At 40.0% G+C, this 16,133-nt stretch carries 9 protein-coding genes; 5 read left to right on the top strand and 4 right to left on the bottom strand.

Annotated elements, in window-relative coordinates; genetic code table 11:
• Positions 1-28: 28 nt before the first annotated feature.
• Both HXT28_RS02125 and HXT28_RS02120 read left to right on the top strand, forming a co-directional pair.
• Positions 29-2,590, top strand: a complete 2,562-nt coding sequence (locus HXT28_RS02125; RefSeq protein ID WP_016637214.1) for a sensor histidine kinase — start codon at positions 29-31, stop codon at positions 2,588-2,590.
• A 9-nt stretch (positions 2,591-2,599) separates the two neighbouring features.
• On the top strand, positions 2,600-3,322 hold the full coding sequence (locus tag HXT28_RS02120; RefSeq protein ID WP_016637213.1) for a response regulator: 723 nt from the start codon (positions 2,600-2,602) through the stop codon (positions 3,320-3,322).
• Between the two features lie 279 nt (positions 3,323-3,601).
• Here HXT28_RS02120 and HXT28_RS02115 read toward each other — a convergent pair whose 3' ends face one another.
• The 4 genes from HXT28_RS02115 to HXT28_RS02100 form a co-directional block, all read right to left on the bottom strand.
• Entirely contained in the window at positions 3,602-6,475 is a 2,874-nt protein-coding gene (locus tag HXT28_RS02115) for a hypothetical protein (protein WP_422113599.1), read from the bottom strand.
• Between the two features lie 382 nt (positions 6,476-6,857).
• A complete protein-coding gene (locus HXT28_RS02110; protein WP_422113598.1) occupies positions 6,858-9,551 on the bottom strand; it encodes an ABC transporter permease in 2,694 nt (897 codons plus the stop codon).
• A gap of 17 nt (positions 9,552-9,568) precedes the next feature.
• A complete protein-coding gene (locus tag HXT28_RS02105) occupies positions 9,569-10,408 on the bottom strand; it encodes an ABC transporter ATP-binding protein (protein ID WP_016637204.1) in 840 nt (279 codons plus the stop codon).
• Between the two features lie 273 nt (positions 10,409-10,681).
• A complete protein-coding gene (locus HXT28_RS02100) occupies positions 10,682-12,004 on the bottom strand; it encodes an O-acetylhomoserine aminocarboxypropyltransferase/cysteine synthase family protein (protein WP_422113597.1) in 1,323 nt (440 codons plus the stop codon).
• 320 nt (positions 12,005-12,324) lie between these two features.
• Here HXT28_RS02100 and HXT28_RS02095 point away from each other — a divergent pair, with 320 nt between their 5' ends.
• The 3 genes from HXT28_RS02095 to dprA are packed head-to-tail and all read left to right on the top strand — an operon-like array spanning position 12,325 to position 16,114.
• Positions 12,325-12,873, top strand: coding sequence for a YraN family protein (locus HXT28_RS02095; RefSeq protein WP_422113596.1), 549 nt, complete (start codon positions 12,325-12,327; stop codon positions 12,871-12,873).
• Entirely contained in the window at positions 12,873-14,516 is a 1,644-nt protein-coding gene (locus HXT28_RS02090; RefSeq protein ID WP_016637201.1) for a YifB family Mg chelatase-like AAA ATPase, read from the top strand. The genes HXT28_RS02095 and HXT28_RS02090 overlap by 1 nt, the downstream gene beginning before the upstream one ends.
• Positions 14,513-16,114, top strand: coding sequence for a DNA-processing protein DprA (gene dprA, locus HXT28_RS02085; protein WP_422113595.1), 1,602 nt, complete (start codon positions 14,513-14,515; stop codon positions 16,112-16,114). The genes HXT28_RS02090 and dprA overlap by 4 nt, the downstream gene beginning before the upstream one ends.
• Positions 16,115-16,133: the final 19 nt, after the last annotated feature.

Below are 16,133 nucleotides of genomic sequence, written 5' to 3'. Positions count from 1 at the left end.
TAAAGTACTATGCACTAGCCTAGTAAATATGAAAATACCTCATATGTTTCAAAGTGCACTACAACGCTTACGCACTGAGCTTACAATAAACGATATATTATGGGGTATTATTTCACTTATTCTTTTTATACTCTCAAGCAATCGCTACGTTATAAGCAACGTTGATGGCTTTTTGACACAAAGTTCACTAATTACAGTAACGCTTACCAATGTTGTTATTGCATTACTACTTTCAGTACGAAAACTATGGCCTGAACAATCGGCTACTATTTTTATTGTTACTTGCATTGTGCAAGTAATATTTGGTCCTACTCAACTTTTTGCTGATTTCTTTGGTTTCGTGCTACTTGTTAACGCTATTGCGCGTGGAAATCCAGAGCATTCAAAAGCTTTTGTTATTGCAGCTTACGTAACAACCGTATTATCTTGCGCAGTAATATCGTGGAATATTGTAATGGGACCAATATATGGCAACAATCATTCAAAAGCTAGTTATACTTACAGCGTACGAAATATAAATAGTAGTAACATAAGAAATTGCATTTCGATTATACTTGATTTTGCAATTCCTTCAATAATTTTTGCGATTATTATTACTACTATTACGGTTATTATTGGCTACTGGCAGCGCACTCACGTGCATACTATTCAACTTTTACAAGATCACAATAATGCTATTCGCGCGTACCGAAAAAAAGCTCAAAATATTGCCGTTACTGCAGAGCGCGCAAGAATTGCCAGAGACATGCACGATATTGTTGCCCACACGCTTTCTATTATTATTGTTCAAGCAGATGGTGGCCGTTATGCCGCAACCAAAGATATTGCGCTTGCTAAAAAAACAATGCATATTATTAAAAACGAAGCCGAGCGCGCCGTTCACGATATGCGCCGACTTCTAGAAGCTTTAACAGACGCTCCATCGGGTCAATTGGATTTCAATCACATACCTTCGCTTATTGAGCAAGCAAAAATTGCATCTCCTAAAAATATTTTTTGGCATACTGTTGATGGCATAAATTCTCAAAATAGGCTTAACACGGACGCACAAACCGTTGCATACCGCGTTGTTCAGGAATCTCTTACTAATATTCGAAAGCACGCAGGAGATGGCGTTAAAATAAACATTCATGAACAGTGGAAGAACCAAGGCTTAACACTAAAAATCACGAATGAAATACACAAAACCGAAGCTAACCAAACGCAAAATAGCAATGCGCAACATAAAAACGGTTATGGCTTAATTGGTATGAAAGAGCGACTTGAAAATCTTCACGGAACGCTTGATTATGGGAGACTCAATGACGGAACGTTTAGTATTGTTGCTTTTATTCCATATTCTTACAGCACAGACCAATCAAACAGCGCTACTTCTGCATTAAATAGTATTCCTAACGTTACTTATAAGAATACAAAAGTTAATAATGAATCGGCAGCGCAAGCAGAACCGGCAAATGTGAAACCAGCAGATGTAAACGTTCCAACCTCATCAAAAGTTTTGCCAAAAGTTTTACCAGAAACAAATGCTTCACAAAATAGGATTGAGAAAGTATCACAATGGTTTGAACAACATTGGCTTATTGGAGACATTATTTATGCATCACCTTGGGTTGTTATGATGCTTTTTATACCAACTTACGATTTTCTTGTTGGAACTGGAATGACTTCACAATATTCCAGCTCGCTTTCATTACAAATACTTTATAGAGTATTTACTCTTACAACCATGATTCCATTCATGTTCCGTAGAAAATCTCCAACTACATGCGCAATTGTTGCAGCAGTATTTTCTGCAATACAGCTTATATTCCTGCCTAATATTTTATTCGCTAATTTTTTCATACCGAACATTATTTACGCTGCGGTTCTCTACGGTAAAAAACGCGCATGGCAATGGGTTAGCGCAGTAGTGCTTGCCGAATCTGCTATTTTCGCAGTAAAAATTGGTATTGCTACAAGAAATATTCCACAAAATGAAACTCCAATACGATTCTTTACGTCAAATATTGTCACAACCAATTTTTATGACATTATGCAAATTGCGTCCGTTGGATTAGTTTTTGGTTTCATAGTTGCAATAATTTGTTTTACAGTTATTGCGTTTGCTTATTACCGCCGGAGTGACGATAATAATTTGCTGCTTCTCAAAGCGCGAAGAACGGAACTTGAACAAGAGCAAAAACAGCTAGAAGTACTTGCAGCGAACGCAGAAAGGCAACGACTTAGCGCAAATATTCAGCAAAAAGTTGCACTCACATTACATAAGGTAATTAATGCTGCAAATTGTGGAATTAGTATGCTAAATAAATACGAAAAATCAAATAGCAATGCAGAAAATCGAAAGTCATCAGAACCAGAGCAATCACAGGAACAAGAACAAATTGAAGAAATTAGTAAAGCTTTTAAAAACATTGGAGATGAAGGTCGCTCAGCACTTAGGTACATGCGAAAATTGCTTGGGATTTTGCGAGAAACAGGTTCAAGTGTTCATTCAGCAAATAATGGTGCAAATGTAACTGAGATCGCGATTCGTCCTGCTCCTTCGCTTGACGAGCAAATTCAACACAACACATTAAATAAGCAAGAGTAAGTTGATACTATGGAAAATATGGAAAACAATGAAGTAATTCGCATCGCAATCGCCGACGATCAAGAACTTGTGCGCGCAGGCTTTACCATGGTAATTAACTCACAGCAAGATATGCAAGTTGTTTCCCAGGCAGCGAATGGAAAACAAATAGTAGAGCTTACAGAAAAAGATCTTCCAGACATTATTCTTATGGACGTTCGCATGCCTGTAATGGACGGTTTGGAGGCAACTCGCAAGATTCTGCAGCAAAAAACTAACACAAATACTCGAATCATTATCTTAACAACTTTTGATTTAGACGAATATGTTATGGCTGCAATTCATGCGGGTGCTTCCGGGTTCCTTTTGAAAGATACTGAACCTGAAACTTTGCTTAATTCCATACGAACTGTGTATCAAGGCAACGCAATTATTGCACCGACTGCAACCAAGCGTTTAATCGCAACTATGGTTCAACAAGATAGTATTATGCATACTTCGCTCAATACAACTTCCCTATCAACGCAAATTCCTCACAGCGAAAATTCAACTCTTCCAGAACTTACTGATCGCGAATACGAAGTACTGATTGAAATTGCTCACGGGCTTTCAAATCAAGAAATTGCTGACAAACTGTTTATTAGCTTACCTACAGTAAAAACTCATGTTGCGCATATTTTAGGAAAAATCGATGCTCGAGACCGCGTGCAGGCTGTAGTTTTTGCTTACGAAAATGGTTTAGTAAAACTGTAAATATATTACGCTAATTGTTTACATTGTTAGATTTGTAGGCTTTTATTTTTACTTTAGATCTAAATAGCGGGCTGCTTAGTGCAATATGTACACTGATAATATTGCAAATATTCAGCAACAAAAACTCGAGGCGTACAGCAACTTTAATACAAAACTGCAAACTAACATGCACACAAACTACGAAAGCACAATGAAACTATAAGCTTGCGGCTTTATATTCAAAGGAAACATAAAGCCGCAAGTTTTAGTAATTTATACTATCTGCGCTTGGGTTATGCACTATGCGCGCGTGTTGCGGCGATGCCGCATGACTGCCATTCCTGTAGCAGCTGCACCTGTAAGTGTTAGAGCTCCTAGCACACTCCATATAAGAGTGCCCCACCCATTGCCAGAAGATTGATTTTCACCTGAAGCTCTTTCTTGAGCTTTTGGCTTTTTGCTTTCTATATCAGAAATCTTTTCATCAGTCTCTTTTGCTGATTCCTCAATTTCTTTATTATCAGCATCAGTTGACACTTCTTCAGAAGCATGAGAATCTACAACTTCATGCTTCACTACTGTCTTATTCTCAACAGGAGCTGATTTTTTAACAGTAGATTCAGCAATAATCGTATTTGCATAAGTAGCATGAGGTGGATTAGTAATTTCGGACACAGATGGTTTTGCAACAACTTGTTCCTGAACAACATTATTTTTCTGATAAGTATCTTCTGGAACATAGGAAACTTCCGGCTGCACAACTGGCGGTTCTACTGGTGCAACTTCAGTTTCCGGCTGAGATGGAACAACCTCAGTTTCAGGCTTCTTTGGAGCAGTTTCAGCTTCCGGCTTCGCAACATCAGTTTCTGGCTTCACAGACTCGGATTCAGCTGGCACAACTTCAGCTTCCGGCTTCTTTGGAGCAGTTTCAGCTTCCGGCTTCTCTGGAGTAGATTCAGTTTCCGGCTTCGCTGGAGTAGTTTCAGTTTCAGGCTTCACAACATCAGTTTCAGCTGGCACAACTTCAGCTTCCGGCTTCTTTGGAGCAGTTTCAGCTTCCGGCTTCTCTGGAACAGTTTCAGCTTCAGGCTTCTCTGGAACAGTTTCAGCTTCAGGTTGAGATGGAGCAGGAGCAGGTGCCGGCTTCGCAACCGGCGGTTCTGCTGGTGCAACCTCAGTTTCAGGCTTCGCTGGAGCAGTTTCTGGCTTCACAGACTCGGATTCAGCTGGCACAACTTCAGCTTCCGGCTTCGCTGGAGTAGTTTCAGTTTCAGGCTTCACAACATCAGTTTCAGCTGGCACAGTTTCAACTTCAGATTGAGATGGAGCAGGAGCAGGTTCCGGCTGCACAACTGGCGGTTCTACTGGTACAACTTCCGACTCTGCTGGAACAGTTTCAATTTCAGGCTCCGCTGGAGCAGTTTCAGCTTCCGGCTTCACAACATCAGTTCCTGGCTTCACGGACTCGGATTCAGCTGGCACAGTTTCAGCTTCAGGTTGAGATGGAGCAGGAGCAGGTGCCGGCTTCACAACCGGCGGTTCTGCTGGTGCAACCTCAGTTTCAGGCTTCTCTGGAACAGTTTCAGCTTCCGGCTTCTCTGGAACAGTTTCAGCTTCCGGCTTCGCTGGAGTAGTTTCAGTTTCAGGCTTCACAACATCAGTTTCAGCTGGCACAGTTTCAACTTCAGGTTGAGATGGAGCAGGAGCAGGTGCCGGCTTCGCAACTTCGGCTTCAGGCTTCCCAACCGGCGGTTCTACTGGTGCAGTTTCAGTTTCCGGCTGAGCAGCTTCGGCTTCAGGTTGAGACGGAACAACCTCAGTTTCCGGCTTTTCTGGAGCAGCTACTTTCGGAGTAGATGTTTCAGGTACTGCAGGAACTGGGACAACAGGATCAGTCTGTTTTTCAGATTCTTTTGCCTTATTATTACCAGCAGAGCTGCTACCATTTTGCTGATTCTTTTGAACTTTTTCCTGTTCCAATTGAGCTTTTAGGGTAGTAACTTTAACTTTAGCTTCCTCAAGTTCCTTTTCTGCGTTGCTTAAAGAATTTTCAGCTTGCTTTTTTAGTTCATTATTCTTGGCTCTTGCATCAGGCTGATTATTTTTTAATGCTTTAACACCAGCAATAGCACTTTTTAGTGATTCAATTTTTTGGCTTAGATTATCCCCTTTGCCAACTGACTCATAGTTTTCAATAATGCTATTAAGACTCTTTATCTCAGACTCTGCTTGCTTTACTTCAGAATCTTTACTGTTAAAAGCTTCAAGTTTTTTGGCTACGTCCTTTTCAGACTCCCCAATTTGGTCTTTAATCTTTTGAAGTTGTTCACTTGCTTGTTCAAATTCTCGCTGTTCTGTTTTGAAATTAGTATCTAATTCGTTCACAGTTCTTTGTTTATCAGCAACAAGTTTCCTATTTTCTTCAACTTTTCTACTAAGTAAAGTATGATTATTAGAGATTTGTCTAAACTGCTCCGCTATAGAATAAATATTACCGCCATTATTTTGATCAGCTTTATCTAATGCAGATTGTAATTCATCGATTTTTGTATCATACTCTCTAATTTTAGCAGAATCACTTGCAATAGATTCATTAAGAGAATCTACTTCTTTGTGAAGATTTGAAATTTGTGATTCATACTTATTTACGTTAGCTTCTGCTCTCTCTTTTACTTGGATTTTTTCTTGTTCGTTACTTTGCAAACCATTGAGATATATTTTTGCATTATCATATTGTTCTTTTGCAGCTTTATATGCTTCTTTTAATCCATTAAGCTCAATCTCTTTTTCTTTTTTGGATCTTTCAAATTCCGCAGCCTTTGCTTTTGCATCTTCTGCATTCATTTTAGATGCCTTTTCAGCTTCTAAAAGTTCATTTTCTTTAATTTTAGTAGCGTTTTCAGCTATTTTTTCAGTCTTATCGATGTTATTTAAAGTTTCGTCAAATCCTGCAACTTTTTTCTTATAGTCTTCAATTTGAGCTTCTAATTCGCGAACACGCTTTTCAGCTTTTTCAATTGCTTCTTCAGTAGGCGCTTTTTTAGTCACCTCTGCTTGAGTTGGTACATTCTGTACTTCATTAGCAGCATCTTGCGCCCACGCTGGCATTGGGCTTTGCATGAACAATAAGATTCCTGCAATTGCTGCGGCAGATTTTTTATTGACCGTTACCATATTTTCTACTCCTTGCTCGTAGCGGCCTTCATGTCTAACTTATGTCAGCAGTCATTTTGAGCATAACAAAGAAATAAATACATTTTCAACGATATTTATTCGGAAAATTTCCAATAAAACTTGTCATTATGAATAATAATCGTATTATTTTTGAATATCTTTAATAAAAAATGCTATTTTTATACATAATATTATAAGCTTCGCATAATTATGCGCATGTTTTAATAAAAAATAATAACGATAATACAAATTTTTTCTGCGTGTCGAAAACGCTTAAGAAAAAGATAATGCCGGCACGTAAAATTTACACACCGGCATGATTTTTATTTTTCTGCAATTTAACTTCTATAGACTATCTTTTTACAGATAGTTTTTGCGAAATTTAGTCCTCCGCGAGCGCAACTACTGGCGAAGACTTCACTGCTCTGCGAGCTGGAAGCACGCTGGAAAGAAGCGCTGCAAGCAAAGCTATGAGAGCAAGGACCGCGTAAATAGCCCAATCAACTACAAATGGAACTTTGCCAAGTACGCTAAACACCATGTAGGATCCAATCCATCCAAACGCTGTTCCAACAATCAAGCCCGAAACAGTGCTTGTTAGGGAAATCAACGTTGCTTCCAACGCAAGAGACCTTCTAACCTGGCCTCTCGTCATGCCTATTGCGCGCAAAGTTGCAGATTCTTTGGTTCTCTCAATAACAGACAAGCTTAATGTGTTTGCAACACCTATTAAGGCAATCACAACAGCTACTGCTATTAAGCCAACAAGCACCATCATCATTGCGTCGATAGCACTCTCCCACTGCGCTCTCTGGAACACGCTTCCAGCAGACATAACCTCCGCATAGCTAGATGTAACATTTCGAATGTTTTTAACAATATCTATAAGATTAGCTTTGCTAGAATCTACCGAAATAAGCAGCATATGCGTTGTAGGCTTAAGGTAGTTATTGAAGTAGGATTTGCTCACAAAAGCAGTATTATTTGAATACACACCAATATTTCGATACGTCTTAAACTGAACTTGCTTTACAGTAATGCTCTTATCGTTATTACTAGAGTCTGTATTCATGCCAGTAAATGGTGTAATATTATTACTGTCTGTTTCATCAGAACTGTACTTTTCTACGTAAGCCTGTAGACTAAGGTTTCCTTTTTTAAGGTCAAAAGGCTCTCCACCTTCATCATTAAACTTAGGCAAAAGCACAGAATCTTTGTTTATATTGACGCCATCAAGGTCAGTGTGCATTACATTTCTAAGTTGATCTGCATTATCAACTCCAGCTGCCATAGCGTACTCAGTTTTGCCCTTAGCGTTCTTAAAAGTCATAGGAACTGCAGGAAGCAACTCAGTATTCTTTATTCCATTAATCTTTGAAATATCGGCAGCTAGAGACTCATCAACATTCTTGCCTTGAAGAATAATGTCAACACTGTAACGGTCATCAACAACACCTTTAAGAGTTGCTTTACCGCAGATTGCGCCAGTTACTACTGTAGAAACAAGCGTTACGCCAATAAGCAAAGCCGTTCCAGTTGCTGCAACTCGTCTAGGATTTCGTTGCACGTTTGCGTTGGCAACTTTAGAAGCAGGCCCACAAAGCGCCATGATTGCGCCAGTTGCCTTCATAGCGAACGGCATCCAGAATGTTGCAGTAACAATAATTCCAATGAAAACAAGCGCACACCCAAACACTGCCCCGAGCAAAGTCATCCAAGAGTCAGCACCAGCATTAGGCGACTGCTGAGCAATCATGCTTGCCAAAGAAGTAGCACTTAAAGCCGTAAATAAAATACCTACAACAATAAATAGAACACCAAGAACAGCGCGAAGAATGCTTGCACGCTTATCTTTCATCAAATCCATTGGTCGCAGCGCTTCCATAGGTGTTACTTTTGTAGCAGATCGAGCAGCACTCATAGACGCAAGAACTGTTACAATCGCGCCAATTACTATTGGCCACACAATTGCCGGAAGTGAAACAATCAAAGGAATCTTAGATAACGGTCCAGAGTTAATATTCACGTTACTAATTGCGCCCATAAATCCGATTGCACAAAGCACGCCAACGCACGCAGAAATAACTCCAAGTATTGCAGCTTCAAGCAAAACTGCCGCATAAAGCTGGTGCGACTGTGCGCCAATTACGCGCAAAAGTGCAAGAGTGCGTCTGCGTTGAGCAACCAAAACTTGGAATGTGTTTGCTATAACAAGCGAAGAAATAAGCAACGCTAGAATACCAAACGATAGTAAGAACATGGTTACAAAATTAGTGCCGTTGGACACATTTCGAACAGCTCTTACACCAACTTCGTGCCTAGACATAAGAGAAAATTGCTCTGGAAGCAAAGCGCTAATCTTAGGAGATAAATCGTTTATTTTAGATTCATCAATACTCATGTACACTTTGCTTTGCACAACTTGATTGTCAAAATTCTTAAGATTGTTGAGTTTTGCACAAAAATCATTCGTTACGCCACCAAGATACGTGCCGCGATTTGAAACTGGTATTTGAGAATGTTCTCCATCGTTTACAAGACCAACCACACGAACATCGTACGATTTTTCTTTATCTCCGCCAGTGTCATCTACTTTAACCAAAGTTATAGTATCGCCAACGTTTGCATGTATTGATTTAGCAATACTTTTAATAAGCGTAATTTCGCCTATTTTTTGCGGATCTCTACCTTCTGTTGATTTATAAACAGGAAGATTTCCATACAAACCACTAGACCAAGCAATACTTGTAACTGATTTATCACCTTTTTCCACTCTTACAAGCGCAGTCGCATCGTCACTGCGAATGCCATTAACACCAGGCATCTTCGATATTTCATCTAAATGAAGGTCCTTATAATGAATTGCACCACTCGGAGAATTGTTAGAACCTTTAGATGAGATTGCATAATTTGCGCTACTGAATTCATTCGTTGCGTTGCGAACCATCAAGTCGTCAACACTATTTACAAAAAGCAAAGTAGCGCTCATAAACATGCTGCCTATAAGAATTGCAATTCCAGAGGCGATGAGCATGCGCACGCTTTTACGCATAAGTTTTAGTGCGATTTTCCACATTCTAACTTCACCACCTTTTATTGCAATTGAGCAGGCTGATTATTAATACCAGCCTCGCTGCGTTCCATAAGCATTTTGCTCATGCCTTCTGCAGTAGGATTTTGTACGTCTTCAACGATTTGGCCATCTGCAAACACGATTGCTCGATCCGCATAAGAGGCTGCAACAGCGTCATGCGTAACCATAATTACAGTTTGACCAAGTTCCGTTACAGACTTCTTCAAGAAATGCAAAACTTCTGAGCTGGAAGCAGAGTCAAGATTTCCGGTAGGCTCGTCTGCAAAAACTACGGAAGGCTTAGAAATTAAAGCTCGAGCGATTGCAACGCGTTGGCGCTGACCACCAGAAAGCTCAGCAGGCCTATGCTTTAAGCGATCTTGCAAGCCAAGAGTATGAACCAAAGTATTAAACCATTGCTTATCTGGCTTTTTACCTGCCAAAGTAAGAGGCATAAGAATATTTTGCTCAGCGCTGAACATTGGAAGAAGATTAAAACTTTGAAAAATGAACCCAACCATTTCGCGACGCATAAGTGTAAGCTGCTTATCGCTCATGCCTGTAATATCTAGGCCATCTACCAAAACTTTTCCAGAATTAACGCTGTCAAGACCAGCCAAAGAGTGCATTAACGTTGACTTTCCAGAGCCAGACGGACCCATAATCGCCGTAAACTTGCCGCGTTCAAAACTTACGCTTACATCTCGCAGAGCGTGAACAATGCCCGCACCCTTGCCAAAATCTTTAACAACGTGCAAAGCTGCAACCGCAGTCTCACCAATCAAGTTTTGATTAAAATCTGCTCTAAAATCTAAATCATTTTCTTGCTCGTATGAGCTTGTTTCGTACGGACTGTTCATAACTGCTCCTTTTCTTAAAAAGTAGTAATCGCATAGTTATCTACTGCTAATACTTAAATTTACGGGAAAAGACTGCTGGTTACCATCGTACGTAAGGCGGAAATTATTGAGAAAAAATTAGTATCTCATCCTAAAGTATGATGCGCAAATTTAAAGAATATACACAAAAAATCGGAGCGCATACAAATACAATATGCGCTCCGAATAAAATGGTAATGGATCTTCAGGAATATTTTTAATTAATAACTTTTGCTTTACTTTCGCTTTCTCTTTTTAAGCAAGTCCTGCTTTACGAACCGCGTCAAATCCGCGCTGCAAATCGGCAAGAATATCGTCAATATGTTCAGTTCCAATAGACAAGCGAATAGTGCCTTCATGAATGCCTTGATCTTCCAATTCTTCAGGAGTTTCCTGAGAGTGCGTAGTGGATGCAGGATGAATAACCAATGACTTCACGTCAGCAACATTTGCAAGAAGCGAGAAAAGCTGTAAATTGTCAATAAATACGCGAGCTGCATCCCTTCCACCTTTAATATCAAACGTGAAAATAGAGCCGCCGCCGTTCGGGAAGTAGCGCTTATAAAGCTCATGGTCAGAACGGCCTTCAATAGAAGGATGACTTACAGATTCAACTTCTGGCACAGTTTGCAAATATTGAACAACTTTCAACGCGTTTTCAACGTGACGTTCAACTCGCAAACTCAAGGTTTCCGTGCCTTGTAAAAGCAAGAACGCAGCAAACGGGCTAATGCAAGCGCCAGTATCGCGCAAAATAATCGCACGAATACGAGTCACAAAAGCCACAGATCCTAAAGCTTCATAGAAGTTCAAACCGTGGTAACTTGGATCAGCTTCTGTAAGAGTTGGGAATTTTCCAGGAACTTTAGCCCAATCAAAATTGCCGCCTTCAACAATAACACCGCCAAGAGTTGTGCCGTGACCGCCAATAAACTTCGTAGCAGACTCAACTACAATATCTGCGCCATGCTCAAGCGGACGGAAAAGGTAGGCAGTTGCAAAAGTGTTGTCAACAAAAACAGGAAGATTATGACGATGCGCAATTTCGGCAATAGCTTCAAAATCAGGCAAGTCTGCGTTAGGATTACCAAAAGTTTCAAAATAAACTAGCTTCGTATTTGGCTGAATTGCATCCTCGAAGTTTTGAGGATTCTTAGGATCGACAAAAGTAGTTGTTACACCATCTCGAGGAAGCGTATGACGAAGCAGGTTATAAGTGCCACCATACACATTCTTTGAAGAAACAATATGATCGCCCTGCTGCGTAATATTGCGAACTGCATAGTCAACAGCCGCAGCACCGGAAGCAACAGCCAAAGCTGCAGTTCCACCTTCAAGAGCAGCAATCCTGCGCTCAAAAACATCTTGAGTAGAATTCGTTAAACGACCATAAATGTTTCCAGCATCACGCAAATCAAAACGAGCTGCAGCATGATCAAAATCATGGAACACGTAGCTTGTTGTTTGATAAATAGGAACTGCACGAGAATCAGTTGCCGGATCCGCCTGCTCTTGGCCAACATGCAATTGCAATGTTTCAAAATGATACTTTCCTTGCAATTCTTCAGTAGCGCTCATAATACCCCTCCAGTTTAGCGACTTTTTAAACAGTAGATTAGTTTGCTTCAGCTTACTTTGCGCATCCGCTTACTTTTCCGTTTTCTGTTTACATATTTATTTAAGTGATAACGACAATATGCCACTATGGTTCATTCGTACATACCTGCGGTTATCAAAATTAGCTATAACGAATTAACAGTTTGCAAAAAATAGCGAAATTTGTTTTAGAAAAATACAGAAAATATAGTGAATTTCTAATACAACACGCCGTATATAGCTTTTATCCACAATGCTCAAAAAATCTGGATTACTGCTCAATAAGCACAGAAAATAGCAGCATGATTACACAAAAACATATTATTGACGATGAAATTATCTCGTTTGACGAGATTGACAACGCTGAAACTGCTCAAGTATTTTTGCAAGAAAAACTTGAACAAGTGTCTGACGAACTTCAAGATGATTCTCTTGAAAGTAAAGAGTTGGGAAGACTTGGAGAGACATACGCCGCTTTGCGACTTATGCAAAAAGGGTGGCACGTTATTGACCGAAACTGGCATTGCCGCAATGGAGAGCTAGATTTAGTGATGATTACTCCAGAACAAAAATTGGCATTTGTGGAAGTAAAAACTCGAAGAAGTATACGTTGCGGCACTCCACTTGAAGCAATTACTCAAGAAAAACGTAGCAAATTACGCACAACAGGAATGAAGTGGCTAGAAGAATTCGGAAGTAACATACCTCACTACCGTATTCAATTTGACGCTGTATCAATTCTTGTTATTAACAAATACACTTACCCAGATTCTGCATATGAATTGCAAGCTTTGGAAGAAATTGAAGATAATTCATCAATTCAATTCACACATGTTCAAGGAGCATTCTAATGCATATTGGAAATGCAACATCAATCGGACTTATTGGTCTTAAAGCTTTTACTATTCAACTGCAAGCATTTATATCCGGGAATATGCCAAACTTTTCTATTGTCGGACTACCAGACACTTCATTAAGTGAGGCTAGAGAGCGCGTTAAATCAGCACATTTTGCACTGCATTGCAAATGGCCAGAAGGAAGGGTAACAGTAAACTTATCCCCTGCTTCAATGCCTAAAAGTGGAGCATCTTATGATCTTGCTATTGCAGCGAGTATTTTAAGTGCAGAAAAATACATTCCACTCCCGGAGTTGGAAAACACAGTTATTTTAGGTGAACTAAACCTTGATGGCACAGTATTACCAATTCAAGGAATGCTGCCTATTGCGCTATACGCGAAAAAGATGAAGTTCAAACGCATAATTATACCTCAAGAAAATCTGGCAGAAGCACAGCTCGTAGAAGGAATCGAAACTATCGGCATCCACCATATTCTTGACCTGATAACACAGCTACATGGCACATTGCGGGAAGAATCACTCAAACTTATTGAAGAAGATCCCGCTTACCAGCATATGCAAATTCGCGAACACAACAACAGTAACGATAAGAACGAAAATTGCACAACGCTATCAATGCGTGAAGAAAACGTGTCTCCTCTACAAGTTGATTCAAAATATGAGATTGGCGACATGGCTGAAGTTATTGGGCAAGAGCACACTAAGTGGGCTCTACAGGTTGCTGCTGCTGGAGGACATCATGTGATGATGATTGGCCCTCCTGGCTCTGGAAAAACTATGCTTGCTTCTCGCTTACCAAGTATTATGTGTCCTCTAAATGAACAAGAGCAGCTTGAAGTTGCATCAATCCGTTCACTTTGTGGCACACTTCCTTACTATGGAATTAGTGACATACCACCGTTTGAAGCACCACACCATACTGCTTCTGCTGCCTCACTTATTGGAGGAGGCACAGGAGTTGCAAAGCCAGGAATTATTACTCGCGCACATTGCGGAGTACTCTTCATGGATGAAGCACCAGAATTTTCTCCAAGAGTATTACAAACATTAAGAGAACCATTGGAATCTGGATATATTGCCATTTCACGCTCAAAGGGAACTACTTTATATCCTGCTAAATTCCAACTTGTTATTGCTGCAAATCCTTGTCCATGCGGATACGCGTATGGAAACGGCGAACGCTGCACTTGTAAAGAGCGTGAACGAACGCGATATTTTTCTAGATTATCTGGTCCCATTCTTGACAGAATCGATATTCAAATGGATGTGCCCCCTGTAGAGCGCATTATTATGCCGAATCTGCAGCAAAATAACGCTCAGAATACAAGTTCAGGCACATCTCTTACAAGTAACATGATGCGACATAACGTAATAGTGGCACGTCAAATTGCGCGCGATCGTTTTGCAAAACAAGGGTGGGATTGCAATGCACAAGCTTCAGGAACATGGCTGCGCAAATACACATCGCAGCAAGCAGTAGGACTTATTAATCAAGCATTAGAAAAGCATCAATTAAGCTTGCGCGGAGCTGATCGCGCATTACGCCTTGCCTGGACACTCGCCGATCTTTATGGACACACTTCTCCCAATATGACAGATATTGCTCAAGCTATTAGTTTAAGGACAAGAATATGAATATAAACAACACAAACAACACTATTAACGCATTGAACGATCTTGCACCAAATGAAGAAACAATATCTCGTGCAATACTTACATTCTGTCTTGAAGGCGCAGATGCAATTATGTACACGCTACTATTAGGGTCTCAAAGCGCTAAAGAAATTGTTGCAGTATTGAGAACAATGGTAAAAAATTATACAGAACAACAATTAACAGACTCAGCGCAGCAAATGCAACTTCCAATTATTAGTGAAGTAGCAGCTCAAGAAAACGATACTAATTCTAAAACTTTTAACTCTAGAAAGCGTAACAAAAATCAAGAATTAGTATCTACAATGGTAAGTTTCATAAAGAAACATAAAGATCTTTCAATTTTAGAAAATTATTTTAACAAGGGACTAACAGCATGGGGATATCACAACGATAATGTGTCTAAATCTTTAGGAGTATTACATAATTCTATTTCAAAATGGTGCGTTCGCTTATTGCATTTACCAACGTGGAATAATGAATCACTATGCCAATGGTTCACTTCTGGCGGAAAACAATGGATTATTGCACCCAACAGTAAATACTGGCCAAAACAATTGCAAGATATAGCATTACATAGCCATTTTGCACCACCACTATGCTTATGGGGTATGGGAGACCCACAAGCTCTTACTCAATGTCACAACCCTCTCGCTATTGTTGGCTCTCGATCTTGCACTGATTATGGTAGAGAACTCGCTTATCAGTTTGCATACGATTGTGCTGCAAAAGGTCATACTGTTGTCTCTGGAGGCGCGTACGGCATTGATGCAGCAGCACATTGGGGTGCACTTGCAGCTTTTCAATGCGCAGCAACAAATAAACCTATCGGCAAAACTATTGCAGTTTTTGCAGGGGGATTAAATCATATGGGACCACAAAGCAACACGCAGCTCTTCCAACAAATTATCGCCAATAACGGCGCTTGTATTAGTGAACTATGCCCTGACACTACCCCCGTAGGACATCGTTTTCTACTACGCAACCGTATTATTGCAGCATTATCTTCAAAAATTTTAGTAGCTCAAGCACGATTACAATCCGGAGCTTTAAATACCGCTAGTTGGGCAACAGATTTAAACCGCGAATTGTACGCAATTCCTGGTGATATTACGCATCCTCATCACGCTGGGTGCAATAAACTTATTCATGATTCTCAAGCAATAATGGTGTGCTCACAACAAGACATTAATATATTATTCCCACAATCTCACCATTATGTAGCTTACACATCATCTCAATATCAAACGAATAATACGTCTAATAACAATATGAATCAACTGCAGAAAAATAGCACCACTCATACACAACAACAAATAGTATCAACTTTCATCATGCCTTCCGATTGTGATGCATTGCAACAGCAGATTCTTGAAGCAATTTCCACTTGTAAACGCAAACGTAAACCTACAAATATCGACAACATTTACACCATTATCGCATCATCATATGCAACTAAAGAACCCAAAATTATTCCATCCATTGCAGAGGTATCTGGATCTATTGCACTGTTAGAATTAGGAGGAACGATTGCTTATCAAGGTGAAAATATAGTGCTCGCACAGCAAAAAGTCATATAACACTCGTAGCACAAAATAA

The organism is Gardnerella washingtoni, from assembly GCF_049262705.1.
Taxonomy (GTDB): domain Bacteria; phylum Actinomycetota; class Actinomycetes; order Actinomycetales; family Bifidobacteriaceae; genus Bifidobacterium; species Bifidobacterium vaginale_D.
Note: the sequence above shows the minus strand (reverse complement) of the source record. Positions and strands in the feature narration are given on the sequence as shown.